Origin of the sequence: Mycobacterium terramassiliense, assembly GCF_900157385.1 — a bacterium.
GTDB lineage: Bacteria > Actinomycetota > Actinomycetes > Mycobacteriales > Mycobacteriaceae > Mycobacterium > Mycobacterium terramassiliense.
On record NZ_LT717698.1, the window covers coordinates 233,170 to 258,818 of the forward strand.

Here is a 25,649-nt window from a genome sequence, read left to right on the forward strand (position 1 = left end):
CCGACCGTCACTGCCGGTTTTTTGGTTGCGGTCACTTTTCACCGCCGGGATTGGTCGCGCCGAACCCCGACCAGCCGGCGGTGCCGGGTTGCAGGCTGTGGGTTTCGGTGGCCCGGGTCGGCGGGCCGTTGGGCCCGTGCTGCTGGTGGGTCAAGATCGCGGCCAGATCCGCATCGGCGAATCGGCCGGCCAACGCCGCGGTGCCCAACGCTTGATCGACGGCAACCGAGCCGTGCAGTTTGGCGAACGCCACCGCTTCGGCCATCTTCGAGCGCACCCGAGCCGCGCCGGACGCAGCGGCCTCGGTCAGCCACGCGGCCGCGCCGTCACCGATAGCCAGAAACGCGGCCTCGGCCGGGTTGGCCGCGCGTGGGGTGCGGTCCCCGGGCAGCGCGCGGCCTCCGGGATGGTCACTGGGGTAATGCTCGTCGCGGATCTGGGGTCGCCCACGTTGCCCGCGCCCGTGGCGGGCGATCTCGACCGGGCCCGCTTCATCGATGACGGTGACTACCAATTCCTCACCGCACCAGCGCACCCAGACCCGCTCATCGATGTGGTGGTGCGGCACCGAATAGCGCACTCCCTCCACGCTGATCGTGGAGTCCCAGCCCACCCGGCGGGTCAGGCCGAACGCAATGGCCACCGGTTGGGCGGGCAGCACATGCAGCCGTGCACGTTCCTCGACCAACAGCTCAGCGGGGACCTGACCGGTCACCCGATGCGGCCGGGCATTGACCTGCTCACAGAAGTCACGACAGGCCTGGGCCAGCTCAGCGAAGGTGGCGTAGGCATCAAGCAGATTAGCCTCGGTGGGCACCAGATCGGCTTTGGCGATGCGCACGGTGGCCTCCGCACCGCCCTTGGACTGAGGGTCAGCCGGCACACAGGTGCGGATCGTCATCCCGTAATGCCGACCCGCGGCCACCACGTCGGGATGCCGAATCGGTACCCGGGCAACATGTTCGACAGTGACCGTCTTCTCGTTGTCAGTCAACGCATACGTCGGTGCCCCACCGATCACCCGCAGCGTGGCGTCCAAACAGCCCAGCAGGGTCGGCAGGGTGCGATCCCAGGTGGGCAGCACCACCCGAAACCGTGACCAGGCCAGCCAGGCGCAGAACAACAACGTGGGCCGACCGGCGACGGTGGGCCCTTGGCCCCAGTCGAACTGCAGCCATAACCCCGGCTCAGCCACCCACGGCCGAAACACCCTGCGATGACCCGACCGCCACGACTTCTTCGCCGCCGCCACCGCTCGCCGGGTGGTGCGCTCCGAGCCGCCGAAGCCCATCGCAACCAGCTTGTCGTGCGCGACGTCGGCGCGGATCAACCCCTGCGAATGGTCCACCCACTCCTCGATCTTGTCCAGGAACGGATCAATGGCCATCGCCCGCCGCGGCCGCTCCTCCGGGCTGAGCCCGGCATCGCGCAACGCCACGTAGTGAGCCACCGTCTTGTGATCACAGCCAGCCAACGCCGCCGCCGCTCGTAATCCGCCGGTCAAATCAAACGCCTCCAAAATCTCCATGATCTCCTCACTGCTCTTCACTTACTGGCCTTCCGCCCTGGACACATTCGGTCCAGAACAGCCAGCCCGACACCGCCGCCGACAACCGGCAGCGACACGACCGCAATGGGGAAATCCGTGGCCGTCAGTGGGGAGAATTCATGACCGCCAGCGGGGAGATCAGCTGGCCGTCAGTGGGGATTTTTCCGTGTCCGCCGACACCCGGGTCTGCAACCATCCCAGTGTGACTGCACCCGAGTACTACAAGGTCCAAAATCCCGACGACTAATCGAGCTGGATAAGCCGGGAACAATCCGTTGGGCGTCTGGCTCCCCCGACGGACCCCGATCGTTGACATGGCAAGTCATCGGCGCACGCAACAGCGACGACGTGTACGTCGGAGCCCGCGGCATGATGAAGGACCAGAAGCTGAGCTTGCACGCGTCTGGCGTTTGGCGGTGGGCGTTTACACAACCCGCGGCCGAGAAGTACCTTCCGCCTGGCAAAGATCCCTTAATCCTCAGGTACTCCGCTACCGATCCGGTTGCGCCAGGCTGGCGACATGCCGCCCGGATCCGGACACCGACGACAACCTTCTGTCCCGCTTTCGATGAACCCCGCCCAAAGGACCGCCAACCGATCCGGTTCTATGGGGCACTAGATAGCCCTCACCATCTCGAATACCACGTTTTCCTGGGAGATGTGGGCGCCCCTGTTCTGAACGTTGAAGGCGCTTTCGGAGTCGGCGGGATGCCGCTCACATCCGGGAAGTGGGTGTGGGTTATTGGCACTGCTTGGACAATGGACGACTACACCGAGCGAGTCATTGATGGCATATTCAAGCTCGCAGCGAAGCACCCCGACGCGAAGGCCGGGATTGCGACCGGAGAGGCCGATGGTTTGCCACACCTCCTCGATCTGGCAGGATTGCAACGTCCCGACGAAGCCGCTTACGACGACACCGACGAGTGACCGGCGACAGCCGCAACCGCCATGCTCACAGCCATAACTGGCCGGATGGCGTCGCGCGACCACATGGCTGCATTGAAGCGCCGCGGCTTCGTGCGACCAACCGGTCCGCGGCGGCACTCTACCTAGAGCACGTTGGCCGACCACCAATCGGGAATTTCAGGCGCGGGAATGCGCCCGATTAGTTCTAGTCCGACCGCTGCCGACAGCAGACTGATTGCAAGCACCAGAAAAATCAAGCTGGCCATGACCAGCTTGAACATGATTTCGTTGGCATTACGCAGGCTGCAAATGGTTGTCACCTGCTGCTTGACGTCATGGTTCACCGCTGAATCGGCCGACATCGTCCAGAATGGGCCTCGCTCATCAGTCAGCCGTTCGAGCGTCACCCGGTCGACGGTCTTGTACGGGAAGCCGTATGCGTGGACCACAATACCTAGCACCGCGGAGACGATGAACGAAAGCAGCGCTGCAAACACGGCAACGACCGCGTAGCAATTGTCGAACACGTAATCTTTGCCGGTGACGACTACGGTCAAGCCAAAAACCACCGTGAGCAACGACGCGCTCGCCGTGACGAGCATCGAGCCGCGGCCCTCCATCTTCGTCCGCCGGTCGTACTCTGCGGCTAGGAGGTCGCGGACCATTGCCTGGAAAACCGTACCCGCGGGCGAGATGTAGTTAGGGTCGGGCGTCGCGGCGCTCAACGTTTCGGCCTATGCCGGCTCTGACGTCCTCGTAGGTGAATAGGTGTATTGACGGCGGTATGGTCTCCGTGACCGGCTGCGGCTGCGGCTGCTGCTGCGGCTGCGGTTGGTCGCCGTGGTTTGGGTCTTGCGTCATCATGCCCCTTGCAGGTGGTTCCTGAATCGCACTTGTCTGCATCCCAAGCCTGACACAGCACCCCGACAATTCTGGGCATCGGCGCACCGCGTCGATGGATGCAGCGCCTCGCCTAGTCCGCGAACTCGTCGATAAGGCGTTCGGCGTCCTCGTCTAGATCAACATCCAGCCACCCGCGGAGTCCTAACGCGGTCAACGCTTCAACTATTGCCTGCCGCTTCACTGGTGGCCTGCGACGGGCTTTCCACTGCTCAACTTCGGTGATGACCTCGGTCGCGGTCGGCCGGCGACCGTACCGCTGGGCGAGTTCGCCAGCCGCGTAGTGGACCGTTGCGGCAACTTCGGCAGTTGACGTGTCCATTCGTGCCATCAGATCGGCGGTCCGCTCGACGGCGTCACGCCAGGGTTCCATACGGTCGCGATAGCTATCGACGGCATCCGGATACGTCGGTCCAACACGTATCTCGAAGAGATTGCCCCGCTGCTGCTCCACCGCGAGGCCGTTGTTCTGCAGCCGGGCGATGTGACTCTTGATGGTCCGATCGAACGGTCCGTAGCTATTGCGCTCGAACTTTAGGTCGATGGGGATGTCGGTCTGCGAGGCGAAGTAAACCAACTTCTGAAAGATGGTATGGCCAACTGGCCAGTGGTAGGGCTGGCGTTGCACGCGATCGAGAACAGCGACAATGGCAACCCATTCAGGCGGCACAAAGTGCTCACGAGTTGGTTGGGATGCGTCTTGGGCGGCCGGCATGAGAGCGAGTTGCTCGAAATCGGTCGCTTCGCCGCGCGGGACGTATAGCTCGACGGGTATCTTCAGGCGTTCCAGATGCCTTGCAAGCGTGGGCCCTACGACTTTCCACTCGAGCTGGCCGTTACCGCACCCCAGGGGAGGCATGGCCAGCGAGGTGATGCCCCAGGCCTGGTAGTGATCTTCGAGATAGTTGAGCCCATCGACGATGTCATTCAGCCGCGACACAGCACGCCAATGCTTCTTGGTTGGGAAGTTGATAATCCAGTGGTCGCTGGCCTTGTAAAGGTACGGCTCACCGAGGCGGACTTCCTTACGATCGCACCGAGCGACGTAGTCAGCGAACATATCTGGGTAGCGGCGCTTGAAATCCAGGGCGATGCCCTTACCCATGACTCCGACGCAGTTGACAGTGTTGACCAATGTCTGCGCTCGCGAGTCCAAGATGTTGCCCGAGACTGGGCGGACGTTACTGCGACTACTGAAAGAAAACATGCTTGTTCACCTTCACCCTCAGTCCGGATGTGGCGCATCGTTGCACGACTTGCGGCTCACACACGTAGCAACCGAACAAGTGTTGGCGCTCAACTGTGTGCGGAACAAGTACCTCAGCCTGGCGTTGTTGCTTCTGCTTCAGCTGTACCCAGGGGTCCGGGTCGCGCCAATCGTCGGTGTATACCCGCTCCTCGTCAAGATTCGCAAGCCCACCCGGCGACTCGAAGAATCCAACGCCCGACGTAGCAGCGTTGAGATCCGTGATCACTGTACCGGGGGTGTCGAGCACCACCGGATTAACGCTCACGACCGCGATAGCCGTCCGTAGGTGGAGACGGCAATACATCATGGCGTTGCGGGCATCGAAGTAGAGGTTGACATAGTCGTGCAGCAACATTCCGTTGGGGACGCGTTTGTCGACTCGATTCTCTTGTACCGACTCGTTGGCAATTGACTCATGCTGGATCTCTTCGGCCAGGTTATGGCTTAGGATCCCAAGGTCGGCGATCGACCGCAGGTTCGCGATAGACGTGATGTAGTGCAACTCGCGGACCCGACTTCGCTCCACCGGTCACAACCCCTCGGTTGGTTCCCAAAGCGAAATCATGCTGTAACGGTAAACGCAGGCACCGACATAACCCGCTAGCGGCACTCGGCAGATTTCTCCGCTTGGTACGCGGCCGCCTGGCCTCAAGCACGGCGACCCGCCGCTCGAGGTCGGCCACGCGCCGCCGCACCGACCACCGGAAGAGCAAATACCGGCACATCAGAGGTCCAACAACTCGTCGAGCGGCGTTGGGGCGCCATCAACCGCGCCGGCCGTCACGCGGTCGTCTGAGAACACGGTCACCGGGGCCCCGCGCGCAAGCTGGTCCTCACGATTCCACGCCGCGTGCGACCTCGGCGGTGGCGGTGTACCCGCCGGCTGCGCCCACACCGGCAGCTCGTACACCGCGAACACCGCCGGCCCACCAGCGCGCAACGCCTCAAGCCTGCGCCGCCGCGGGTATCGCCCGTTGCGACCAAGCACGCCGGCCGACCACTCCTCGTACTCCGCCTCCTCGCGGTCAACCAGCAAGCGATACACGCCCGACTGGTCCGCCATGGCGGTGTCCGCCCGGACGCGCGGCATCAGGCCGTCCCCTTCCGGCCGCGCTGCACACCATCCCAGCGGGCACGGCCGCCGGCGACCCGGTGCGGGTTCTTCAGCGGCGCGAACTGCTCCAACTGCAGATGACCCAGGTGCTCGGACACCCGGGCGTCCTGCAGCCGGCGCTCCGCAAGGCACTTGACGAGGATGCTCGCGCGGTTCTCGGCGGCGCGCTCGGCAGCGATTCGCTCGTCGAGCAGCTCCACGGCGCCGGCGGCACGGCAGGCGGCGTCGATGTGCTGCTGCTCCCGCTCGTCCCATTCGAGGGCGGGCTGCCCGAGCTGGGCACGTTCGCGTTCCATGGCGGCGTCGAGCTGGGCGCGTAGGCGTTCTCCCGCGGCGGTCATGATCTACTCCTTCTAGCAAACTTCTGATGCTCTGCGCGGCTCGATATTGTTCGGGTCTGCGTGCGCCAGAAATTCGCGCAGCTCCCGTTAGAGAGGTTCACGCTAAGTCCGGCCGTGGCTCGGGTTGCCGTGTCGGGGGTGCCCCCCCAGGGTTCTAGCTGCGCATATGCTGCCGAGTATGTGTTACCGGCGTCGGCAACGCGCTGACCTGCGCATACGTCACCGTCGCAAGGCGCCTTGCTATCGCGCATCCATGCAGGGCACCGCAAAGTCATGCATCGTCTAGCAAACTTCTCACGGCCCGAGCAGCACATCCGACGGGTGCACACGCGGCGGCCGTCGACCAGATCGCTTGCGGCGTTCGCGGCCGCGCTTGGCCTCGGCTTGTGTCTTGGGCGTGTGACATGACGGGCACAGCCATTGCGCGTTGCCGATGTCGTCTGCGCCGCCCTCGGACACGGGCACCACGTGGTCCAGCTCGAGCGGAACGTCGCGACCGTCGATGCCGCACCGGGCGCACTCATACGGGAGGACCTTGCGGGCGAGGCGCCTGACCGCACGCCACGCTGCGGTGCTGGTGCGGCTTGGGCCGCCGCTCTTCCACGCCATGCCGCGCTCCCGTCTGGTCTTGGTTGCCGCCGGCCGCGTGGTCTGCGAGGTCCAACGCGGCCGGCGGCGAATGCGGGTCGCCGGCCGCGCCGCGGCCACGTCAACACGGCGGGCGCCGTGACCGCACGCTTGAGGGGAGCGGATACCGGCATCATGAGCGGTCGGCGTACTTGCCGTGGTACAGCTGCCGCCCGGTGATCCGCCTCTCCGAACACTGCAACTGCACCGCCTGGCCGGTCATCCAGCGCAGCCCGCGCGGCAGGGCGGTACTTCGGTTGACGTTACGCAGCGCCTCAGCCGCACGCTGTTTGGCTTCGGCTTGTTCGCGTCGGCGTTGCTCGTTCACAATGGCCGCAGCATCTGCATCGCAGCGTCCGAGGATTGGTTCGCGCCGCCATCCTCCCCGTCGGCGATCCGCTGCAGGGAGCTATCCGATACGCCGCCCAGGAAACCGCATACTTCCTGGGGTGCTGGCAATCCGAATAACGCGATACTCGCTAACCGGCTACTCGGCACAGCGTTGAGGTCGTCGTAATCGTCTGAAAGTCCCGTAGTTTCGGCGTATTCCTCGGCCACTTCCCGTATGCCCAACTCATGCGCCCTGGCGGCGACGGCGCGCGCGAGCAGAGTGTCGCCCATAGCGGTCGCACGCTTCAGCGCGCCCTCCAACTTCTCTGGGCCGCGCAATTGTGCGGCGCGATCCACGGCGTCGCGGTACGCGAGCGTCGATCCGGCGTCGGCGTCAGCGGGAATCCCGAACAGCTTTTTCATCAGAGCTGCGCGCGTGGAGTCGTTGTCGACCGTCGTGCTGTCGCGCAGCTCGGCTGCTTGTTTGCGGTGCGCGATTAGGGTTTTCGCCAGTTCTTGACGGCGCCCCGCGTCGGTGTAATTGGGGCTGCTACGGATCGCGTCGACTTCACGAGCAAGGCTGGAGCGGATCGCCGACATTTTCTGTTTCGCATCAGCGATTTGCGTTGTGGCCACTTCGGTTTCCTTCCGGTTAGGCGGCAAGCGCCTGCGCGATGTTTAGGTGTTGGCGGTCAACCATCCAGCTTCGGCCGTGACGCTTGGCCGGTAACCTCTCGGCGGCAATCCACTTGCGGATGCATCGGTCGGTTACGCCGGTTAGGTTGGCGGCCTCAGCGGTGGTCAACCAATCCGAGTCTTTCGCATTATGTTGGCGCTCCGCATTTTTAGGTCCGTTTGCGGAACGCGACGCGAGCAAGTCGCCGCCCACCGACGCCAAATGCAGCGCGCCTAGCACCGCATACAGCTCAGGGTCGGTGTCGCGCAACATGAGGCGGCGCTCCTGCGTCACACCGGCTTTGCGTTCGAGCCACTGCGCGGCGCGATGCGGCACAACGACCGATCCATCGGGCAGCACATGCCGCTCGATCATCGCGGCCAGGTCGAGGCGCTGGCTGTTCATGGCCGCACCTTCCTGGCGACCAGGACCGCTCGGTCGCCGCGGCGCTCCAAATCGTCAGCATCGCCCAGCCGTGCCACAGTGGCAGCCGCCCCGAGTAGATCGGCTGGTTGGTGTGGGTTCATCGGTCTGCTCCATGGCCGATCTGCGCGCGGCGGCCACGGGAGTGGGCGCGCACCAGACTTCGCTTGAGTGGGAAGAACTCAATAACCGCTGCGGCGTCGTCGCCGGAGAGACACAGAAGCGTGAGGCGACCGTTGCCGTCGCCCGACTCGATGAGTCGATCGAACGCATACCGGCGACCCCGAATGGTCAGGATCGCGGCCGTCCGCCACGGACTGCGCCATCGGCGGTGCTGCGGTACGAGGGGGTCAACCTCTGGCGTCGCTTCTTGGCGTTCAGCAGTTCGGTGCTCGCTCGGACAACGGACCCCTGTAAGGGGGTCCGTTTGTCTGTCCGAACGGCGGGAATGCCCACTGTCCGAACTGTCTGCCGTTTGTCCGTGCTCTGACCTAGGCTTTGTCCGACTGTCCGAACTTCTGTCCGAACTAATTCGACGATCCGACGGACAGCGGTTGTCCGAACCCTTGTCCGTTACAGACATTCCAGATTTTGTAAAGTCTGCCCTGCCGGTCATGCGGCCACCTCCCACCGCTTCGGGCTTGCCCCCGGCACACGCGTCAGGCGCCCCTCGTGCTCGAGCCGCGCGATGGCGCGCCGGGCAGTCTTGTCCTGCGTATCGGTGGGCGGTGTTCCAGGCGGTAATCCGTTGGCGGCGATCGCAACGTCACGGGCGGATACGGCGCCGCCGTTGTCCGCCGACAGCCGTTGCACCGCCTCGTAGTGGCGCTCGACAACGGGGTCGATGGTCTCGGCGGGTAGTTCGGCGCGGGCGGCCGTTACCCGCCAGGCAGCGACACCTGTCTCAGGGTCAGGCGGATCAAGGACGAACGTGCCGGCGAATTGGCGGCGCCCTTCGCCTTTCGGGCAGTGGGCGCGCAGCCCGCCTGGGCGGTCCTTGTTGACCCACAGCTCGGCCATGCCGCCTCTGCCGGGAGTGAACGTCTGCTTGCGGACCAGATTGATCGACACACCGCTGACGGCTCGCCGTTTCGCCATCGTGCCGCCAGCACCATATCTGCGGCTCTCTTGGCCCTTGGCTTGGTGGTCGAGCAGAATGACGGCGGCGCCACCGCGCTCGAGCGGCGCGGACACCATCTGCATGACGCGGGTGTAGTCGTCCGCCGAGTCGGAGCTGGCCCGGAACAATGGCAGCAGTTCGCCTATGCAGTCGACAATGACGAGCGTTGCCCAGCCGGCGCAGTCTGCGACCACCCGTAAAGTTTCCTCGGCATCCGCCGGCTCGATATGCCGAAAACGGTTGCGATCGGCCAGCACTACCCGGTCGGCGCCGAGCATGATCAGACGCAGCGCGGTTTCCTCAGGGCCGTTGTTGTCGTAGTCCAGGAACAGCACTTTGCCTCCGCATGCGGCCGCCGCGGCGAGCACCAGCATCGTCTTACCGTCCTCGGGGTCGCCGTACAGCTCATTACGCTTCCCGTCGTAGAAGATCGCGACGCCGTCCTCGCGCTGCAGCACAGTCGGTTTTGGCGGGTCGGGCAAGCCGCCGGCGAGGAGTGCCGCGAAATCGGTGTATACGACCGGGGCCGCGTCGTCAGTGGTGCGGTCGTTAGACCACGGTGACGTGTTGGTCGCCAGCTGCTCGAAGTCGGTTTTGCCATAGTCGATTCCGGTGTTGTCGCGGGGCCTGTCGTTGAGTGCGCGCGGACCATCGTTCTCGGCATATTTGCGTGCGTCTTCGATGTCCCCGTCGAGTTTCTTCTCCCCCTCCTCGTGGCCGTAGCCGTTGGCGTTGCTGGCGTCCTTGAACTGCTGGGCGACCCAGTCAAGCGACACGGCGCCGGCTGTACCTAGCGCGAGCTGGAAGGCGTGTTTTGCCCAGTTGATCAAGTCGGTGTGCCGGCTGCTGTTTACTGGCCTTTCAGCCAGTTTGCGCGCCAGCCCCTCGATCGCGAGCTGCACGCGTCGCGCGTAATTGTCGTCGGCCGGTGCGAATGGTGTCGGTATTGCCCGTAGCGGTCGCGGCTTCGCGTGGAGCGCGCAAGGACTGCCCGGCGGGCGCAGCCAACATTCCTGGCAATTCGCGGATTCGGGGTTGTGGCTAAGCGGCTGCGCCGCTTCGGGCACGGTCATGCCGCCCATCGCGCTTGGATCTCGTCAGCGACGCAACGCACCGTTGATCCGGCTATCGCGTAGAAGCCCTGGTCGCCGGCGGCATGTGCCGCCATCCGGCGAAAGTTCGCTTGCCACTTGTGGTCCGCGACGTAACCGGCCTCTAAGGTATGATTGCTGCAGGTGATTGTTGGAGCCGCCTGGTTTGCCTGCTGGGCGGCTTCTTCATTTTCGGTTGTCATTTGGGAGGTTTTCCTTTTCGGCGTTCGGTGCAGCCGGGGTCCGAAAGTTGGGCGAAAGCCGTTGCGCGGCAGCGCGTGTTATGCCGCGCTGGCGGATTGCTTTACCGCGGTCCGCCGTTCGATATATGCATCGATACTCGCGGCAGTGACGAAGCCTCGGCGGCCAATGTTGACGTGGACTAGTTCGCCTTGGTTGATGAGGTCATAGATGGTGGTGCGGGATATGCCGCCAAGGCGGAAGCGGGCGCCTTCGTCTCGAGTCATGCCTATTGGTACGAGTTGCTGCGTGGTCATTGGTGGCCCTTCGCGTGGGTTCGCCACCGCCGCTCGGTGGCCGCTGATGACAGTTCAACACAGATCGCTTGATCCAATAATGTCTAGCGTTTGTCTAGGCGACACCTGACCGGTATGGCGCGAGTAGTCGCCGCAGGTCACCGCATGGGCAGCCGCATACCAACAGGCGACACCCAAAGTCCCGCTGGTAGTGGTTTTTACAGCCCGAGCGTGTTCGCGAGACCGTCCACAGCCGCACGGGCCGTTGCGTCCTCGGCGTGACCATAGATATCGCCCGTAATGCTGATCGAGCTGTGTCCGAGGAGGTCGGCCACCGCCTTGATGTGGACCCCGCCTTCCAGCCACGCCGCGGCGGCGGAGTGCCGAAGCGTGTGCACCACAACGCCCTCTGTGCCGGCGGTCTTCGCCGCCGACTCAATTACTCGCAGTAGGTTGCGCGGGTCGACTGGCGTGCCGAACTCGGTTGTGAACACCAAACCGCTTTCGCGCCACTGGTCCCCGGCGCGGATACGCTCCTTCTTCTGGCGGGTGCGGTGCTCGCGCAGCAGCGCCACAACGGGTTTCGACAGCGGCACCAGTCGCCGCGAGCGTGCCGTTTTCGGCTCGCTGATGGTCAGCGCTCCTTCTACGCGGGCCAGCGTCCCAGCCACCCGCAGCGCTCCCCCGGCGAGGTCTACCTTGTCCCATGTCAGCGCAAGCGCTTCGCCTCGCCGTAGCCCGGTCGAAGCGATCAAAACAAGCGCGGCGTGGTACCGCGACTCCTTGGCCGCGTCGAGGAGTCCCACGACGGCGTCGCGGTCCAGGTGTCGGGCTTCGACGCGCTCTACACCCGGGCGTTTGACGGCGGCGGTGGGGTTCTTCGCCAGCAGGCCGTCGCGCACGGCGCCGTCCAGGCCGGCCCGCAGGACGGTGTACGCGGACCGGATGGTCGAATCGCTGAGCGCGCGCACCGGCGCGGGCTTCGGATTGTCGTCGGTGCGCTTGCCGGGCTTCATCTGGGCGCGCATATCGAGGATGAACTTCTCGATGTCCGACGGCCGCAGCCGGTCGAGCCGCGCCGCCCCGATCGGGGCGGCCTCGATGTGCTTGCGGCTGAGGTTGGCGTACAGCTCACGAGTGGCCGGCTTGCGGTCCGACGCGGCGAGCGTGGTGGCCCGCCAATGCGTCATCCACGCGGCGACGGAAGTGGTTGCGTCCCGGGGCGGTTGTCCCTCCTTGAGCCGCTCACGCACCTTGTCTAGCTCGGCCAGAGCCGCCTTCTGCGTGGCGCCGTAGACGCTGACCCGTTTCTGCTCGCCGGTGTCGTGGTCGCGGTAACGCAGCCTGGCCTCCCAGCGTCCATTCGGCCGCTGGTACACGTTTCCTTGTGAGTTGGCGCGACGCTTCGCCATGGTGGTCAGTCTAGCTCCGGTGGGCGTACCAAAGGGCGTACCGTAGCATTTCGTGTGTCACCGGCGATACGAAAATGCCCTCTGACCTGCGTCGGGCTGACAGGATTTGAACCTGCGACCACTTGACCCCCAGTCAAGTGCGCTACCAAACTGCGCCACAGCCCGGATGCCGCCTGAATCACCGGCAGCAGGTCGACAGCCTACCGCAGCCGAGCCGCCACCTTACTAATGCCCGAGCGACCTGCGCGTCTTCTCCACCCAGGCCAGCAGCGCCTCGGCGAGCTCGGACTCGCGGCGATAGAACCGCTGCGCCGGAACCGGCACGCTGACCGCCACCAGCTGCTCGCCCACGCCGGGCAGCACCGCACCCACCGCGCAGACGCCTTCGGTCTGCTCCTCGCGGTCGTAGGCGACGCCCTCGGCGCGGACGCGGTCGAGCTCCTTGCGCAGCGCCGCGGGAGTCGTGATCGTGTTGTCGGTCAGCCGGGCCAGCCGGCTGGGCAAGGCCTGCGCCTGCTGCTCGGGCGGCAGGCTGGCCAGCAGCGCCTTGCCGTTGGCGCAGCAGTGCAGCGGAAAGGACTCCCCGACCGCGCTGATCGCCCGCAGCCGGTGCGGCGAGACGACCTGGTCGACGAACGTCACGCGGTCACCGTCGAGGATCGACAGGTCCACGGTCTCGCCGAGCTCGCGCGACAGCTCCTCCATGAAGGGGTGCACGTCCCGCACGACGCCGAGCCGCACGGTGGCGGCCATGCGCGCGATCTCGGGCCCGAGCCGGTACGGGCCGCGGGCCCCCCGCGAGGCCACCAGGCCCTCGTCGTCCAGGGCTCCCAGGATCCGGCTGACCGTCGAGCGCGGCATGCCGAGCCGCTCGCCGATCTCGGCCTGGCTGAGCCCCCCGGGATGGGCCTGCAGCAGCCGCATGATCTCGCCCGCACGCGCGATGACCTGGATGCGACCGTCGGACGTCACGCCGCCCGTCCCGTCTCGAGGCGGTACGTCCCGGTGGGGTCGACGATCGCCACCAGCCGCACGATGCAGCCGTCGCCGCCCACCCAGCGCCAGGGGAATGCGGCGAAGGTCACGCGCTTGCCGGTGACCTCGTCCAGGTCTCCCCCGACGTTCTCGAAGCCGTAGATGCCCTTGGACAGGATCGCGCGGTGGCACGGCTCCCACTCGGGAAAGTCGTCGAGCACCTTACGGCCAGTCTCCTCCTCGTATTCCCTTACCGCCCAGGGCAACAGACCGCCGGTGTGCTCCGCCGGGCCGTGCGGGGCGATCGACGTGGCCATCGGGTGATCGAGCGCCTGGGTGTCGGTGCCCACGGCCTTGACGCCCTTGGCCGCGAACCACTCGCCGGCCTCCTTGTAGAAGCCCGGCGAGTAGGCGTAGTACTCGGCGCTGTCGGCATAGGTGTGGTGCCAGCCGGTGTTGACGATGACGATGTCGCCGGGCCGGATCTGCGGCGCGGCCTTCTCCAGGTCCTCGGCGCTGACGACCTCCCACTTCTTCTTCGGGATCGACACGACGACGCCGGTGCCGAAGAACGCGCTCAGCGGGATCTCGTGCAGGAACGGGGTTCCCTCGACGACGTGCGCGGGCGCGTCAATGTGGGTGCCGGAATGCATGACGGTGGTGATCTTTTGGGTCAGCACGCGGCTTCTCGCCATGTTGTGCAGGCGCTCGATCTTCACGTCCTCGAAGTACGGCCACGCCGGCACGCCGTGACCCCACGGGTGGGACAGGTCGTAGAACTCCAGCGTCGATTCGGCTTCGCCGAGGGGCCAGGTGATACTCATGATTTCCTTTCCGTCAACACGCGGTGTAGCCGCCGTCGAGATACATCACCTGGCCGGTGAAGAAGCTCGAGGCGTCGCTGAGCAGATAAATCAGGGCCCCGACGAAGTCGTCGGGTTCGGCGAAGCGGCGCAACGGGATTCGGGCGAACATCGCCTCGCGGGTTTGGCGGCCCTTCTCGTCGTCGGCGAACATCCACTCGGTGACCTCGGAACGGAACACCGTTGGCGCCAGCGCGTTTACCCGGATGCGGTCCGGGCCCCATTCCGCGGCCAGGCTCTTGGCCAGCAGGTCGGTGGCGCCCTTCGACGGGCAGTAGGCGCTGTAGCCGGCGGGATGGCCAAGCGAACCCCGCACCGAGGAGACCAAGACGACGCTGCCGCCGGTGCCCTGCTCGAGCAGCACCCGCCCGGCCGCCTGGCACACCAGCCAGGCGCCGCGGGCGTTGGCGGCCATCACCTTGTCGTAGTCCTCGACGGCCATCTCGGTGATGGGAGCGACGTGGTTCATGCCCGAGGCCACCAACATCCCGTCGAGGCGGCCATGCTTGGCGACGGCCGCCTCCACCATCGCTTGGGCGTCGGCGGGGGTTTCGGGCCGGCGCGTAACCACCGCGGCGTCGTCGATGCCGAGCTCGCGCAGTGCCGCGGCGTTTCCCCCGGCCAGCGTCAGGCGCGCGCCCGCGTCGGCCAGCGCCCGGGCGGCGACGCTGCCGAGGGCGCCGGTGGCGCCGGTGATCAGGATCGACTTGTCCTGCACGCTGAACAGCTTCATCGCTGTCTCCGTAATTCCCATGATGCGGGTATATCAACCCGATATACGAGCAACGGTAGGGCGGCAAGAAGCCAGAAGTCAACGCTTAATGCTGTGATACAGCTTTCATAACCCGTATCGCGGGAGCTAGGGGGTCTCGACTTCCGAGGTCGAGGGGCGGTCGAGAAACGTGATACCGCCAGCGCTACCGCATTCGAGGATTGCCTACTGGTCCGGGGAACCGGCAAGCATCCCAGGCGCTCAGCGGCGCTTGGGTCCCCGCTTCTCGCGCACGCGCACATTGATCCGGATCGGCGAACCCTCGAACCCGAACGTCTCGCGCAGCCGCCGCTCCAGAAAACGCCGGTAACCGGCCTCCAGGAAACCGGTGGTGAACAGCACGAACGTGGGCGGGCGGGCGGTGGCCTGGGTGGCGAACAGGATGCGCGGCTGCTTCCCGCCACGCACCGGGGGCGGCGTCGCTGCGACCACTTCCTTGATCCACGCATTCAGCTGCCCGGTACCGATCCGCGCGTCCCAGGACTCCAGCGCGGTCTCCATCGCGGGCACCAGCTTCTGCACCGCGCGGCCCGTTTTGGCGGAGATGTTGACCCGCTGCGCCCACCGCAGCTGCGCCAGCTCGCGATCGATCTCGCGCTCCAGCAGCTCGCGGCGGTCCTCGTCGACCAGGTCCCACTTGTTGAACGCCAGCACCAGCGCGCGGCCGGCCTCGATCACCATCGACAGCACCCGCTGATCCTGTTCGGTCAGGGACTGTGAGGCGTCGATCAGCACGACCACCACCTCGGCCGCATCGATCGCCGAGTGGGTGCGCACCGACGCGTAGAACTCGTGCCCGCTGGCCTGGCCGACCTTGCGCCGCAGGCCCGCGGTGTCGACGAATCGCCAGAGCTTCCCGCCCAATTCGATCAGCGAGTCCACCGGATCCACCGTCGTCCCGGCGACATCGTGCACCACCGAACGCTCATCTCCCGCAAGCTTGTTCAGCAACGAGCTCTTGCCCACGTTGGGCTTGCCGACCAGCGCCACCCGTCGGGGCCCACCCGCCGCGGGCGCCGCCTCGGACACCATGGGCAGCGCGGCCAGCACCTCGTCGAGCAGATCGGCGACGCCGCGGCCGTGCATCGCGCTCACGGCGTGCGGCTCACCGAGCCCCAGCGACCACAGCTCCGCGACGTCGGCCTCGGCCTTGTCGCTGTCGACTTTGTTGGCTGCCAGGAAGACCGGCTTGCCCGAGCGCAGCAGGATGCGCGCGGCGGCCTCGTCGGCCGTGGTGGCGCCGACCGTCGCGTCGACCACCAGGATCACCGCGTCGGCGGTGCGCATGGCCACCGACGCCTGCTCGGCCACCAGCTGCTGCAGGCCCTTGGCGTCGGGTTCCCACCCGCCGGTGTCCTGCACGACGAACCGGCGCCCGGTCCACAGCGCGTCGTAGGAGACGCGGTCGCGCGTGACGCCGGGGATGTCCTGCACCACCGCCTCGCGTCGGCCCAGGATCCGGTTCACCAGGGTCGACTTGCCGACGTTGGGCCGGCCCACCACCGCGACCACCGGCGCCGGGCCGGCCTCGGCAGCATCCTCCAGGCCGGAATCGACCGCCTCCCAATCGCTTTCGTCGACCCAAGTGCCGTCCTGCGTCATCGCACCGCCCCGCTTTTCTGCCGCACCAGCTCGAGCAGATGGGCGATCACCTGCGCCTCGGTCATGTCGCTCGTGTCGACGACCACCGCGTCGGGGGCCGTGCGCAGCGGCGACACCGCCCGGGTGGAATCGAGATGGTCGCGGCGCCGCACATCGGCCAGCACCCCGTCATAGTCGTCGGGCAGGCCCGACGCGACGTTCTGGTCGTTGCGCCGCCGGGCCCGGGTTTCGGCCGAGGCGGTGAGGAAAATCTTCACCGGCGCGTCGGGCAAGACCACGGTTCCGATGTCGCGGCCCTCGACCACGACGCTGCCCGGGCCCTGGGCCATGTCGCGTTGCAGCGCGACCAGCCTGGCGCGCACGGCCGGCACCGACGACACCGCCGAGACCGCCCGGGTGACCTCGTCGCCGCGGATTTCGACCGAAACATCCTCCGCGCCAAGGTAACAGCGGTCCGAGTCCGGGTCGTAGCTGACCGACAGCCGCACCGTCGACGCGACCGAAGCGACGGCCTCGCCGTCGGCGGGATCGACCCCGGCGCGCAGCACCGCCAGCGTCACGATCCGGTACATCGCCCCGGTGTCCAGGTAGCGGGCGCCAAGCGAACGCGCCAAACCCTTTGACACCGAGGACTTCCCCGTGCCGGCGGGGCCGTCGATGGCCACAACGACGCCCGTCAGTCCCCGATGGTTCGCGCTGCTCCCGTCACTCGTTCCGCTCGTTCCGCTCACAACCCGACCGCCTTGTAGAGCGAACCGATCTCGTCGCGCCGCAACGCCCGAAGGCTGCCCGGGCGCTGCTCCCCCAACGACACCGCGCCGATGTCGGTGCGCACCAGCGCCTCGACCGGATGGCCCGCCGCCGCCAGCAGCCGGCGCACGATGCGGTTGCGGCCCTCGTGCAACGTCACGCGCACCAACGTCTTACCCGGAATGGCGTCCACGACCGCGAAATCGTCGACTCGCGCCGGCCCGTCGTCCAGCTCGATCCCCGCGCGCAGCTTCTTGCCCAGCCCGCGCGGCACGGTGCCGCTCACCGTCGCCAGATACGTCTTGGGCACCTCGTGGGAGGGGTGCATCAACCGATGGGCCAGCTCGCCGTCGTTGGTCAGCAGGATCAGCCCCTCGGTGTCGGCGTCGAGCCGGCCGACGTGAAACAGCTTCTTGGTGCCGCGAACCCGGCGCTCCACCAGGTCGCCGATGCACGGCCGGCCACGGTCGTCCGACATGGTCGAGTGCATGCCCCGAGGCTTGTTCAGGGCGAAATACACCAGCGAGTCGTCGACGAGCACCCGGACACCGTCGACACGGATCACCGAGGCGTCCGGGTCGACCCGGGTGCCCAGCTCGGTCACCACCTGCCCGTCCACCTCGACGCGGCCGTCGATGATCAACTTCTCGGCGGCGCGGCGCGACGCAATTCCGGCCTGGGACAACACTTTTTGTAAGCGGACCCCTTGAGTGTCGACCATCAATCCTTGTCCACGTCGAATGACAGCGACTCCTCGGAGGCCGAACCGCCCGCAAGTTTGATGAAACGTGGCTCGCTGTCCAGGGATTCGCTGAGGTCCTCGATCGTGTCGACGTCGGGAAGCAGCGGCGCGATGTCGGGGAGGTCGGCCAGGGACGTCAACCCGAGCCGCTCCAAGAACAGCTCGGTGGTGGCGAACGTCGTCGCGCCGGTGTCGTCGTCGACGCCGGCCTCGGTGATCAGGCCGCGCGCCAACAGGGTGCGCATGACGGCGTCGACGTTGACGCCGCGCACCGCGCTGACCCGCGCCCGCGTCACGGGCTGCCGGTAGGCGACCACGGCCAGCGTCTCCAGCGCGGCCCGGGTGAGCTTGGATCGCGCGCCGTCCAGCAGCAACTTCTCCACGTAGGGGGCGAACCGGGCGCGGGTGTACATCCGCCAGCCCTCGCTGTTCTGCCGCAGATCGATGCCGCTGTCGCGTTCGGTGAGCTCCTCGGCCATCTGTTGCAGCCGGGCGGCGATCCGGTAGACGGGTTGCCCCGTGGCCGAGCCCAGCGCCTCGGCGGTGACGGGGGTGTCCACCACCAGCAGCAGCGCCTCCAGCACGGAGCCGAGTTCCTCTGCGTCCATCGGGGCCGCCTCGGCGATCTCGATGCCCAGATCGATCTCGGGCAACTCGTCGGGCAGCTCGTCAGTCATCATTCGTCCCGCACTTCCACCGGACGCTCCCCGGTCCACGAAATTTGGAGCACGCCAAGCGGCTCTGACTGGTCGAATGCTACCGTCCGGGTCCGATACAGCTCGAGCAGCGCGAGGAAGCGCCCGACGACCTCCATCGGCGCCTGACAGTCGGCGACCAGCTCGGAAAACGTCGCCCAGTGGCCACTGCCGCGGGCTTCCAGGATCGCCAACAGTTTCTCGGCCTGCTCGGGCACCGAGACCTGCAGCTCGTGCAGGTGACCGATGGCCACCGTCGGGACCGGACGCGGGGTGAACGCGACCGCCGCGATCTGCGCGAACCGCTCGGCGTCGACGCCCAGCATCACCTCGGGGAGCAGCTCGGTGAACCGGTCCTCCAGCGACACCGCCCGGGGATAGCTGCGCAGCGCGGCGGCCTCGAGCTCGGCGAACATCTCCGCGACGTGCTTGAAGGCGCGGTATTGCAGCAGGCGTGCGAACAGCAGGTCACGGACCTCGAGCAGCGCCAGGTCTTCGTCGTCGTCGACCTGCCCGGCCGGCAGCAGGCGCGCGGCCTTCAGGTCGAGCAGCGTCGCGGCGATCACCAGGAACGCCGTGGTCTCCTCGAGGCCCAGCTGGGAGCCGATCGCCTTGGTGTAGGCGATGAAGTCGTCGGTGACCTGGTGCAGCGCCACCTCAGTGACGTCGAGGCGATGGGCGAAGATCAGCTGCAGCAGCAGATCGAACGGCCCCTCGAAGTTGGTCAGGCGGACCTGGAAGCCGGTCTGGGGTGGCGCCTCACCGTTAGCGGTGGCGTTCACGCGCCGAATCGGTGGATGAACTCGCGGGCCAGCGCGCGGTAGGCGATGGCGCCGGTCGACCGGGGCGCCCAGGTGGTGATGGGCTCGCCCGCCACGCTGGTCTCCGGGAACCGGACGGTGCGGGTGATCACGGTGTCGAACACCAGGTCCCCGAACCGCTCCACGACGCGGGCCATGACCTCGCGCGAATTGACGGTGCGCGGGTCGTAGCGGGTGAGCAGGATGCCGCTGATCTCCAGCTTCGGGTTGAGCCGGTCGCGCACCTTGTCGACGGTGTCGGTGAGCAGCGCCAGGCCGCGCAGCGAGAAGAACTCGCACTCGGTGGGGATCACCACGCCGTCCGCGCAGGCCAGCCCGTTGACGGTGAGCAGGCCCAGCGACGGCTGGCAGTCGATCAGGACGTAGTCGTAGCGGTCCAGCACCGGATACAGCGCCCGGCCCAAAGTCTGTTCGCGGCCCACCTCGTTGACCAACTGGATCTCGGCGGCCGACAGGTCGATGTTGCTGGGCACCAGGTCCATGTGGTTGACCCGGGTTTTGAGCAGCACGTCGTCGATCGACACCCGCGGCTCGACCAACACGTTGTGGATCGTCTTCTCCAGCTCGTAGTGCGGGACGCCCAGGCCCGCGGACAGCGCGCCCTGCGGGTCCATGTCCACCAGCAGCACGCGCCGGCCGTATTCGGCGAGCGCCGCGCCCAGGTTGATCGTCGAGGTGGTCTTCCCGACGCCGCCCTTCTGATTGCACATGGCGACGACCTTGGCCGGGCCGTGCGAGGTGCGCGGCGCCGGCTCGGGGATCGCCCGCGGCGGGCGTCCCGTCAAGCCGATCTCGACGCCGTTGTCCGGGTGCTCGGTCATCACGCCCGGCGTGTTCGGGAGGTGAACATCGCTCGAAAGTCTAACGGCTTCGCGCAGTTAAACCGGGCGCCGCGCGGGCGAGTCACCAGCCAATATGGGCGGAAATCGCTGGTGGAACGCCCCTTTGCGCGCAGGGTTAACTTCAGTCACACCAGCACCATTCGCAGGGGTGCCGACGGCCGGCACTATCGTGGGTGCTCATGGATCTCAAGCGACGACTGCCCATCCTGCGGTGGTCGGTGTGGCGGATGGCCGCCGGGAATCGCAACATCACCACCACCGGCCAGATCGGCGACGGGCGCGAGGCCGCCGCGGTCGAATACGTCCTGGCCAACGCCCGGGCCGGCGACATCGACGACGTGCTGGCCACCATCGACAAGTTCGCCTACGAGAAGTCGATGCTGATCAACGTCGGCGACGAGAAGGGGCTGCTGCTCGACGCGGCCGTGCGGCGGGCCGATCCCGCGCTGGCGCTCGAGCTGGGCACCTACTGCGGCTACGGCGCGCTGCGGATCGCGCGCGCCGCCCCGCGAGCGAAGGTGTACTCCGTCGAGCTCGCCGAGGCCAACGCCGCCAACGCCCGGCGGATCTGGGAGCACGCCGGGGTCGCCGACCGGGTGACCTGCGTCGTCGGCACCATCGGCGACGGCGGGCGCACCCTCGACGCGCTGGCCGGTGAGCACGGATTCGCTTCGGGTGCACTCGATTTCGCGTTCCTCGACCACGACAAGAACGCCTACCTGGACGACCTGATGAGCATCCTCGACCGGGGCTGGCTGCGCCCGGGCGCGATCGTGGTCGCCGACAACGTCAGGATTCCCGGCGCGCCGAAATACCGGGAGTACATGCGCCGGACGCAGGGCGAGCTGTGGAACACCGTCGAGCACAAGGCCCACCTGGAATACCAGTCGCTGGTGTCCGATCTGGTGCTGGAGTCGGAATTCCTGGGCCCAGCGTCGAGTTGATGCCGCGATTTGCGGGGGCGAATTCGCGCAACAACTCGACGTCCGGCGCGGGCTTATTGCGCCCGGGGGTGGGCCCCGGCCCACACCTCGCGCAGCGCGTGCACGGTGACCAGCGTGTAGATCTGGGTCGTCGTCACCGACGCGTGCCCGAGTAGTTCCTGCACGACGCGGACGTCCGCGCCGCCCTCGAGCAGGTGGGTCGCGAAGGAGTGCCGCAGCATGTGCGGCGACACCCCCGAGGTGATGCCGGCCCGTTCGGCGGCGTCCTGCAGCACCTGCCAAGCGCTTTGCCGCGACAGCCGGCCGCCGCGGGCGTTGAGGAAGATGGCCGGCGTGCCGCGGCCCCGGCGGGCCAGATCGGGGCGGCCGCGCACCAGGTACGCGTCCAGCGCCTGCACGGCGGGGCGCCCGATCGGCACCAGCCGCTGCTTGCCGCCCTTGCCGCGCAGCAACACCGAGCGGGCCTCGGTGTCGATGTCGTCGACGTCGAGGCCGACGGCCTCGGAGATCCGAGATCCGGTGGAATACAACAACTCCAGCAGCGCGCGGTTGCGCAGCGTCAGCGGGCCGTCGCTGGCGCTGTCGCCGCCGGCGCCCTCCAGCAGCGCCAGCACCTGGTCGATGGTCAGGCTTTTGGGCAACCGGCGGCCGGGAGTGGGCGGCCGCACGGCCCGCGCCACGTCCAGCTCGGCCAGCCCCTCGGCGGCGGCGAACCGGTGCAGGCCGCGCACCGCGATCAGCGCCCGCGCCGCCGACACCGCGGACAGCGCCGCGGCCCCGGTGTCGGGGTCGCCGCGGCGCAACGCCACCAGGAACTCGCTGACGTCGTCCTCGCCGACCTTGGCCAGGTCGTGAATCCCGCGGTCGGACAGGTGCTTGCTGTAGCGGCGCAGGTCGCGGCGATACGAGCTCAGCGTGTTCTTCGCCACGCCCCGTTCGATCGTCAGGTGATCGAGGTAGCCCTGCAGTTGCGTGTCGAGAGCCGCCGTCATTGCGCGGCCTTACGCGCGGCGAACGCGGTCGGCTTGTCGGTCCAGGGGCTGTCGGGCGGGCGCGGCTGCCCGACCCCGTCGGTCACCGCGTGGGCGGCAAGAACTCCGGCAACCGCAATGGCGTTGACGATTTCGCCGCTGAACACCATCCGGACGGCGTCGGCGAGGGGATACCACTTCAGCGTCATGTCGGCTTCTTCGTGGTGCCCTTCGGGCTGTGTGATGACGGTGAGCCCGGTGGCCAGATAGACCCGCACCGATTCGTCGCTGAAGCCGGGCGTGGAATCGAGGTCGACGAGCACCCGCCAGGTGTCGGCCTTCAGCCCCGCCTCCTCGTGCAGCTCCCGGGCGGCGGTCAGCTGGGCGGGCTCGCCGCTGACGTCGAGCAGCCCGGCCGGCAGCTCCCACAGCCGCCGCCCAAGCGGGTGCCGGTACTGATAGACCATCGCGATGTTGTCGTCGTCGTCCATCGCCACGATGGCGACCGCGCCAAAGTGCTCGACGACTTCACGTACTGCGGTGGTGTCCCCCGGCATCCGGACGTGATCACGGCGCAGGGCGAAAATCTTTCCCTTGTATAAGGTTTCGGACGATATCGTCTCGAAGACGTGGTCAGCCACGGGCCGCGGGCTCGGGTAGCGGCCGCTGAACGCTGTCACGATGCTGGGTGCCGTTGGGCGAGTGCTGCTCGGGTATTTCCACCGGCAGCTGTTCGCCGGCCTGGTAGTCGAGCGCCGCCTTGACGAACGCGACGAAGAGGGGATGCGGGCGGGTGGGGCGGCTCTTCAGCTCGGGATGGGCCTGGGTGCCGACGACGAACGGGTGCACGTCGGGCGGGTATTCGACGAACTCCACCAGGTGCCCGTCGGGCGAGGTGCCCGAGAAACGCAGGCCGCTTTCGGCGATCTTGTCACGGTAGGCGTTGTTGACCTCGTAGCGGTGCCGGTGCCGCTCGGACACCTCGGTGGTCCCATACGCCTGGGCCACAATCGAATCCGGCTCCAGCACCGCGGGATAAGCCCCCAGCCGCATGGTGCCGCCGAGGTCGGCCTCGCCGGCGACGATGTGCTCCTGGTCGGCCATCGTCGAGATGACGGGATCCGGTGTGCCGGGCTCGAATTCGGCCGAGTTGGCCTCCGTGAGACCGGCCGAGCGCGCCGCCTCGATCACGATGCACTGCAGCCCCAGGCACAAACCGAGCACCGGCAGCCCGCGCCCCCGGGCGTGCCGGATGGCACCGATCTTGCCCTCGATGCCGCGGATGCCGAAACCACCGGGGATCAGCACCCCGTGCACGTCGCTCAGCGCGGCGGCGGCATCATGGGGATTCGCGCAGTCGTCGGAGGGCACCCACACCATTTCGACCTTGGCGTGGTGCTTGAATCCGCCCGCGCGTAGCGCCTCGGTCACCGACAGGTAGGCGTCGGAGAGCTCAACGTACTTGCCCACCAAAGCGATTCGCACCGTCTCGTGCGGCTCGTGCACCCGGCGCAGCAGGTCGTCCCATTCGGTCCAGTCGACGTCGCGGAACGGCAGGTTGAGCCGGCGTACCACGAACGCGTCGAGTTCCTCGCGGTGCAACACCTTCGGGATGTCGTAGATCGACTTCGCGTCGGGGGTGGAGATGACGCCGTCGATGTCGACGTCGCAGGACAGCGCGATCTTGTTCTTCAGCGCCTCGGGGACATCCCGGTCGCAACGCAGGATCAGCGCGTCCGGGGTGATACCGATGCTGCGCAGCGCGGCCACCGAGTGCTGAGTGGGCTTGGTCTTGAGCTCGCCCGAGGGGGCCAGGTAGGGCACCAGCGACACGTGCAGGAAGAAGACGTTTTCCCGGCCGAGGTCGTGGCGCACCTGCCGCGCCGCCTCCAGAAAGGGCTGCGACTCGATATCGCCGACGGTGCCGCCGATTTCGGTGATGACGACGTCCGGGCGATTGCCGTCGGCGTCCGGCTGGGCCATCGCCACGATGCGCCGTTTGATCTCGTCGGTGATGTGCGGAATCACCTGGACGGTGTCGCCGAGGTACTCGCCTCGCCGTTCCTTGGCGATGACGGTCGAATACACCTGACCGGTGGTGACATTCGCCGAGCCGGACAGGTCGCGATCCAGGAACCGCTCGTAGTGGCCGACGTCGAGGTCGGTTTCGGCGCCGTCCTCGGTGACGAAGACCTCGCCGTGCTGGAACGGGTTCATCGTGCCCGGGTCGACGTTGAGGTACGGGTCGAGCTTCTGCATCGTCACGCGCAGCCCACGCGCCGTCAGGAGCTGCCCGAGGCTGCTGGCGGTCAGCCCTTTGCCCAGCGAGGAAGCGACCCCACCGCTGACGAAGAGGTGCTTGGTGGTGGTTTGCGGGTGCTTCCGCACAGGCGACCTCCGTGAAGACGGGCAGGGCTTCGATTTTTCTAGCGATTAACTAGATGGGCCTGCCGACCCACGGAAACCCACCCTAACATCCACGACGCCGTGTCGCGGGGAACACGCCCGCTACTGCGGCACGGTGATTGAGGTGGCCCCGTGCCCGGTGCCGTACTGGCCGACGTGGCCGCCGTTGATCAGGTCGTGCAGCCCCAGCACCGCGGTGAGGCGCCCGGGGGCGGCGTCGACGTCGTCGACGGTGCTGATGGCCGACGACATGCCGGTGTCGGCGCGGGTCACGGCGACCGCGGCGCCGCCCGTCGCCGAACCGTCGCGGCCCGCCAGCAGGGCGCCCGAGCCGTGCGGGGCGAGCGCGGCGGAGAACCGGGCCACGCTGACGCCCTGATTGCCGGCGTCCTGCGGCAGGCCGCCGCCGGTGACGATCAGCGCGGCGTTGGCCGCCCCCAGCCGGTCGGCCGGCTGGTAGGTGATGAAGCCGGTGTCGCGCAGCGAGGCCAGCACGGTGTCGCGTTGGATGTCGTCGACGGGCGGCACGCTCGGGTTGGCGTTGACCAGCAGCGCGATGCCCATCAGGTCACCGGCCTGCGAACCCTGGTCGACGAGCTTGGTGCTCAACTGCTGACCGGCGGGCAGGATCGACGAGTTCACCACCGAGCGAAGCTTCTCCGCGGAGTTGGCGTCGACGAACTCCTGGGTCAGCGAGACCGTTCCGGTGACCGTCCCGCCGGCCTGGCCGATGAATTTCGAGACCGCGGCGACGTCGTCGTCCTTGGCGTCGGGGGTGCGGAAGACCACCACCGATTTTCCGCCCAGGGCGTCGTGCACGATCCGGCCGGCCAGCTGGTTATCGAAATTGTTTGCCGCGGCCAGCTTTTCGTTCATCACGTTCTTCTGGTCGTTGAGCCCGCTGATCTGTGTGTACAGGTCCCGTTTCTCGTCACGCAGGCTGGACAGCAGGGTGTCCGACAAGAAGCCGGAGCCCAGCACGACTCCCACGGCCAGCGCCAGGAACACGGCGGCCAGCGACAGGGCATGTTGGCGTAACGAGATCATTT

General features: G+C 67.1%; 29 protein-coding genes and 1 tRNA gene. 2 read left to right on the forward strand and 28 right to left on the reverse strand.

Annotated features, from left to right (window positions below; all coding sequences use genetic code 11):
- Positions 1-31: 31 nt before the first annotated feature.
- Positions 32-1,549 (reverse strand): IS21 family transposase, encoded by a 1,518-nt coding sequence (gene istA, locus MTAB308_RS03215; RefSeq protein WP_077097808.1) that lies wholly within the window; start codon positions 1,547-1,549, stop codon positions 32-34.
- Positions 1,550-2,308: 759 nt separating this feature from the next.
- Between istA and MTAB308_RS28820 the strand changes: the two genes are divergently transcribed.
- The gene (locus MTAB308_RS28820) at positions 2,309-2,479 is read left to right on the forward strand and encodes a hypothetical protein (RefSeq protein WP_157900899.1); all 171 of its coding nucleotides are present in this window, start codon (positions 2,309-2,311) and stop codon (positions 2,477-2,479) included.
- 122 nt (positions 2,480-2,601) lie between these two features.
- Here the strand turns inward: MTAB308_RS28820 and MTAB308_RS03220 are convergent, their stop codons facing one another.
- The 23 genes from MTAB308_RS03220 to MTAB308_RS03325 all read right to left on the reverse strand — a co-directional run bounded on the left by MTAB308_RS03220 (position 2,602) and on the right by MTAB308_RS03325 (position 20,258).
- Positions 2,602-3,183: a hypothetical protein gene (locus MTAB308_RS03220; RefSeq protein ID WP_157900900.1), complete on the reverse strand. Its 582-nt coding sequence runs from the start codon at positions 3,181-3,183 to the stop codon at positions 2,602-2,604.
- 248 nt (positions 3,184-3,431) lie between these two features.
- Positions 3,432-4,565, reverse strand: coding sequence for a type II toxin-antitoxin system antitoxin DNA ADP-ribosyl glycohydrolase DarG (gene darG, locus MTAB308_RS03225; protein WP_077097812.1), 1,134 nt, complete (start codon positions 4,563-4,565; stop codon positions 3,432-3,434).
- Positions 4,549-5,109: a DUF4433 domain-containing protein gene (locus MTAB308_RS03230; RefSeq protein ID WP_157900902.1), complete on the reverse strand. Its 561-nt coding sequence runs from the start codon at positions 5,107-5,109 to the stop codon at positions 4,549-4,551. The genes darG and MTAB308_RS03230 overlap by 17 nt, the downstream gene beginning before the upstream one ends.
- 222 nt (positions 5,110-5,331) lie before the next feature.
- On the reverse strand, positions 5,332-5,697 hold the full coding sequence (locus MTAB308_RS03235; RefSeq protein ID WP_077097816.1) for a hypothetical protein: 366 nt from the start codon (positions 5,695-5,697) through the stop codon (positions 5,332-5,334).
- Positions 5,697-6,062 (reverse strand): hypothetical protein, encoded by a 366-nt coding sequence (locus MTAB308_RS03240; RefSeq protein ID WP_077097818.1) that lies wholly within the window; start codon positions 6,060-6,062, stop codon positions 5,697-5,699. The genes MTAB308_RS03235 and MTAB308_RS03240 overlap by 1 nt, the downstream gene beginning before the upstream one ends.
- A gap of 294 nt (positions 6,063-6,356) precedes the next feature.
- Entirely contained in the window at positions 6,357-6,671 is a 315-nt protein-coding gene (locus tag MTAB308_RS03245; RefSeq protein ID WP_157900904.1) for an HNH endonuclease, read from the reverse strand.
- A gap of 151 nt (positions 6,672-6,822) precedes the next feature.
- A complete protein-coding gene (locus MTAB308_RS03250) occupies positions 6,823-7,017 on the reverse strand; it encodes a hypothetical protein (RefSeq protein WP_077097822.1) in 195 nt (64 codons plus the stop codon).
- Positions 7,014-7,655 (reverse strand): hypothetical protein, encoded by a 642-nt coding sequence (locus MTAB308_RS03255; protein WP_157900905.1) that lies wholly within the window; start codon positions 7,653-7,655, stop codon positions 7,014-7,016. Before MTAB308_RS03255 ends, MTAB308_RS03250 begins: the two co-directional genes overlap by 4 nt.
- 16 nt (positions 7,656-7,671) lie before the next feature.
- Positions 7,672-8,100: a helix-turn-helix domain-containing protein gene (locus MTAB308_RS03260; RefSeq protein WP_077097826.1), complete on the reverse strand. Its 429-nt coding sequence runs from the start codon at positions 8,098-8,100 to the stop codon at positions 7,672-7,674.
- Positions 8,101-8,730: 630 nt separating this feature from the next.
- Positions 8,731-10,140, reverse strand: a complete 1,410-nt coding sequence (locus MTAB308_RS03265) for an AAA family ATPase (RefSeq protein ID WP_077097828.1) — start codon at positions 10,138-10,140, stop codon at positions 8,731-8,733.
- 167 nt (positions 10,141-10,307) lie between these two features.
- Positions 10,308-10,532, reverse strand: a complete 225-nt coding sequence (locus MTAB308_RS28825) for a hypothetical protein (protein ID WP_157900907.1) — start codon at positions 10,530-10,532, stop codon at positions 10,308-10,310.
- 78 nt (positions 10,533-10,610) lie between these two features.
- Positions 10,611-10,826: a helix-turn-helix domain-containing protein gene (locus MTAB308_RS03270; RefSeq protein ID WP_077097830.1), complete on the reverse strand. Its 216-nt coding sequence runs from the start codon at positions 10,824-10,826 to the stop codon at positions 10,611-10,613.
- Positions 10,827-11,023: 197 nt separating this feature from the next.
- The gene (locus MTAB308_RS03275; RefSeq protein ID WP_077097832.1) at positions 11,024-12,217 is read right to left on the reverse strand and encodes a tyrosine-type recombinase/integrase; all 1,194 of its coding nucleotides are present in this window, start codon (positions 12,215-12,217) and stop codon (positions 11,024-11,026) included.
- A 91-nt stretch (positions 12,218-12,308) separates the two neighbouring features.
- Positions 12,309-12,382, reverse strand: a tRNA-Pro gene (locus MTAB308_RS03280).
- Between the two features lie 60 nt (positions 12,383-12,442).
- Positions 12,443-13,189: an IclR family transcriptional regulator gene (locus MTAB308_RS03285; protein WP_077097834.1), complete on the reverse strand. Its 747-nt coding sequence runs from the start codon at positions 13,187-13,189 to the stop codon at positions 12,443-12,445.
- Positions 13,186-14,016 carry a cyclase family protein gene (locus tag MTAB308_RS03290; RefSeq protein ID WP_077097836.1) on the reverse strand — a complete coding sequence of 277 codons (831 nt, stop codon included), beginning with the start codon at positions 14,014-14,016 and terminating at the stop codon, positions 13,186-13,188. The genes MTAB308_RS03285 and MTAB308_RS03290 overlap by 4 nt, the downstream gene beginning before the upstream one ends.
- A gap of 13 nt (positions 14,017-14,029) precedes the next feature.
- Positions 14,030-14,788, reverse strand: a complete 759-nt coding sequence (locus tag MTAB308_RS03295; RefSeq protein WP_245831241.1) for an SDR family NAD(P)-dependent oxidoreductase — start codon at positions 14,786-14,788, stop codon at positions 14,030-14,032.
- 240 nt (positions 14,789-15,028) lie between these two features.
- Positions 15,029-16,429 (reverse strand): ribosome biogenesis GTPase Der, encoded by a 1,401-nt coding sequence (der, locus tag MTAB308_RS03300; protein ID WP_077097840.1) that lies wholly within the window; start codon positions 16,427-16,429, stop codon positions 15,029-15,031.
- A complete protein-coding gene (gene cmk, locus MTAB308_RS03305) occupies positions 16,426-17,109 on the reverse strand; it encodes a (d)CMP kinase (RefSeq protein ID WP_077098170.1) in 684 nt (227 codons plus the stop codon). The genes der and cmk overlap by 4 nt, the downstream gene beginning before the upstream one ends.
- Positions 17,110-17,156: 47 nt before the next feature.
- The gene (locus MTAB308_RS03310; RefSeq protein WP_077097842.1) at positions 17,157-17,900 is read right to left on the reverse strand and encodes a pseudouridine synthase; all 744 of its coding nucleotides are present in this window, start codon (positions 17,898-17,900) and stop codon (positions 17,157-17,159) included.
- Positions 17,900-18,598 carry an SMC-Scp complex subunit ScpB gene (scpB, locus tag MTAB308_RS03315; RefSeq protein ID WP_077098172.1) on the reverse strand — a complete coding sequence of 233 codons (699 nt, stop codon included), beginning with the start codon at positions 18,596-18,598 and terminating at the stop codon, positions 17,900-17,902. Before scpB ends, MTAB308_RS03310 begins: the two co-directional genes overlap by 1 nt.
- On the reverse strand, positions 18,598-19,398 hold the full coding sequence (locus MTAB308_RS03320; RefSeq protein ID WP_077097844.1) for a segregation/condensation protein A: 801 nt from the start codon (positions 19,396-19,398) through the stop codon (positions 18,598-18,600). The genes scpB and MTAB308_RS03320 overlap by 1 nt, the downstream gene beginning before the upstream one ends.
- Positions 19,395-20,258, reverse strand: coding sequence for a ParA family protein (locus MTAB308_RS03325; RefSeq protein ID WP_077097846.1), 864 nt, complete (start codon positions 20,256-20,258; stop codon positions 19,395-19,397). Before MTAB308_RS03325 ends, MTAB308_RS03320 begins: the two co-directional genes overlap by 4 nt.
- Positions 20,259-20,458: 200 nt before the next feature.
- On the opposite strand from MTAB308_RS03325, the gene MTAB308_RS03330 reads away from it, so the two are divergent.
- Entirely contained in the window at positions 20,459-21,223 is a 765-nt protein-coding gene (locus MTAB308_RS03330) for an O-methyltransferase (protein ID WP_077097848.1), read from the forward strand.
- Between the two features lie 53 nt (positions 21,224-21,276).
- Here MTAB308_RS03330 and xerD read toward each other — a convergent pair whose 3' ends face one another.
- The 4 genes from xerD to MTAB308_RS03350 all read right to left on the reverse strand — a co-directional run bounded on the left by xerD (position 21,277) and on the right by MTAB308_RS03350 (position 25,647).
- Positions 21,277-22,215: a site-specific tyrosine recombinase XerD gene (xerD, locus tag MTAB308_RS03335; protein ID WP_077097850.1), complete on the reverse strand. Its 939-nt coding sequence runs from the start codon at positions 22,213-22,215 to the stop codon at positions 21,277-21,279.
- Complete coding sequence (locus MTAB308_RS03340) at positions 22,212-22,835, reverse strand: NUDIX domain-containing protein (protein WP_077098174.1); 624 nt, start codon at positions 22,833-22,835, stop codon at positions 22,212-22,214. The genes xerD and MTAB308_RS03340 overlap by 4 nt, the downstream gene beginning before the upstream one ends.
- Complete coding sequence (locus tag MTAB308_RS03345) at positions 22,828-24,582, reverse strand: CTP synthase (RefSeq protein ID WP_077097852.1); 1,755 nt, start codon at positions 24,580-24,582, stop codon at positions 22,828-22,830. Before MTAB308_RS03345 ends, MTAB308_RS03340 begins: the two co-directional genes overlap by 8 nt.
- A gap of 120 nt (positions 24,583-24,702) precedes the next feature.
- Entirely contained in the window at positions 24,703-25,647 is a 945-nt protein-coding gene (locus tag MTAB308_RS03350; RefSeq protein WP_077097854.1) for a copper transporter, read from the reverse strand.
- Positions 25,648-25,649: the final 2 nt, after the last annotated feature.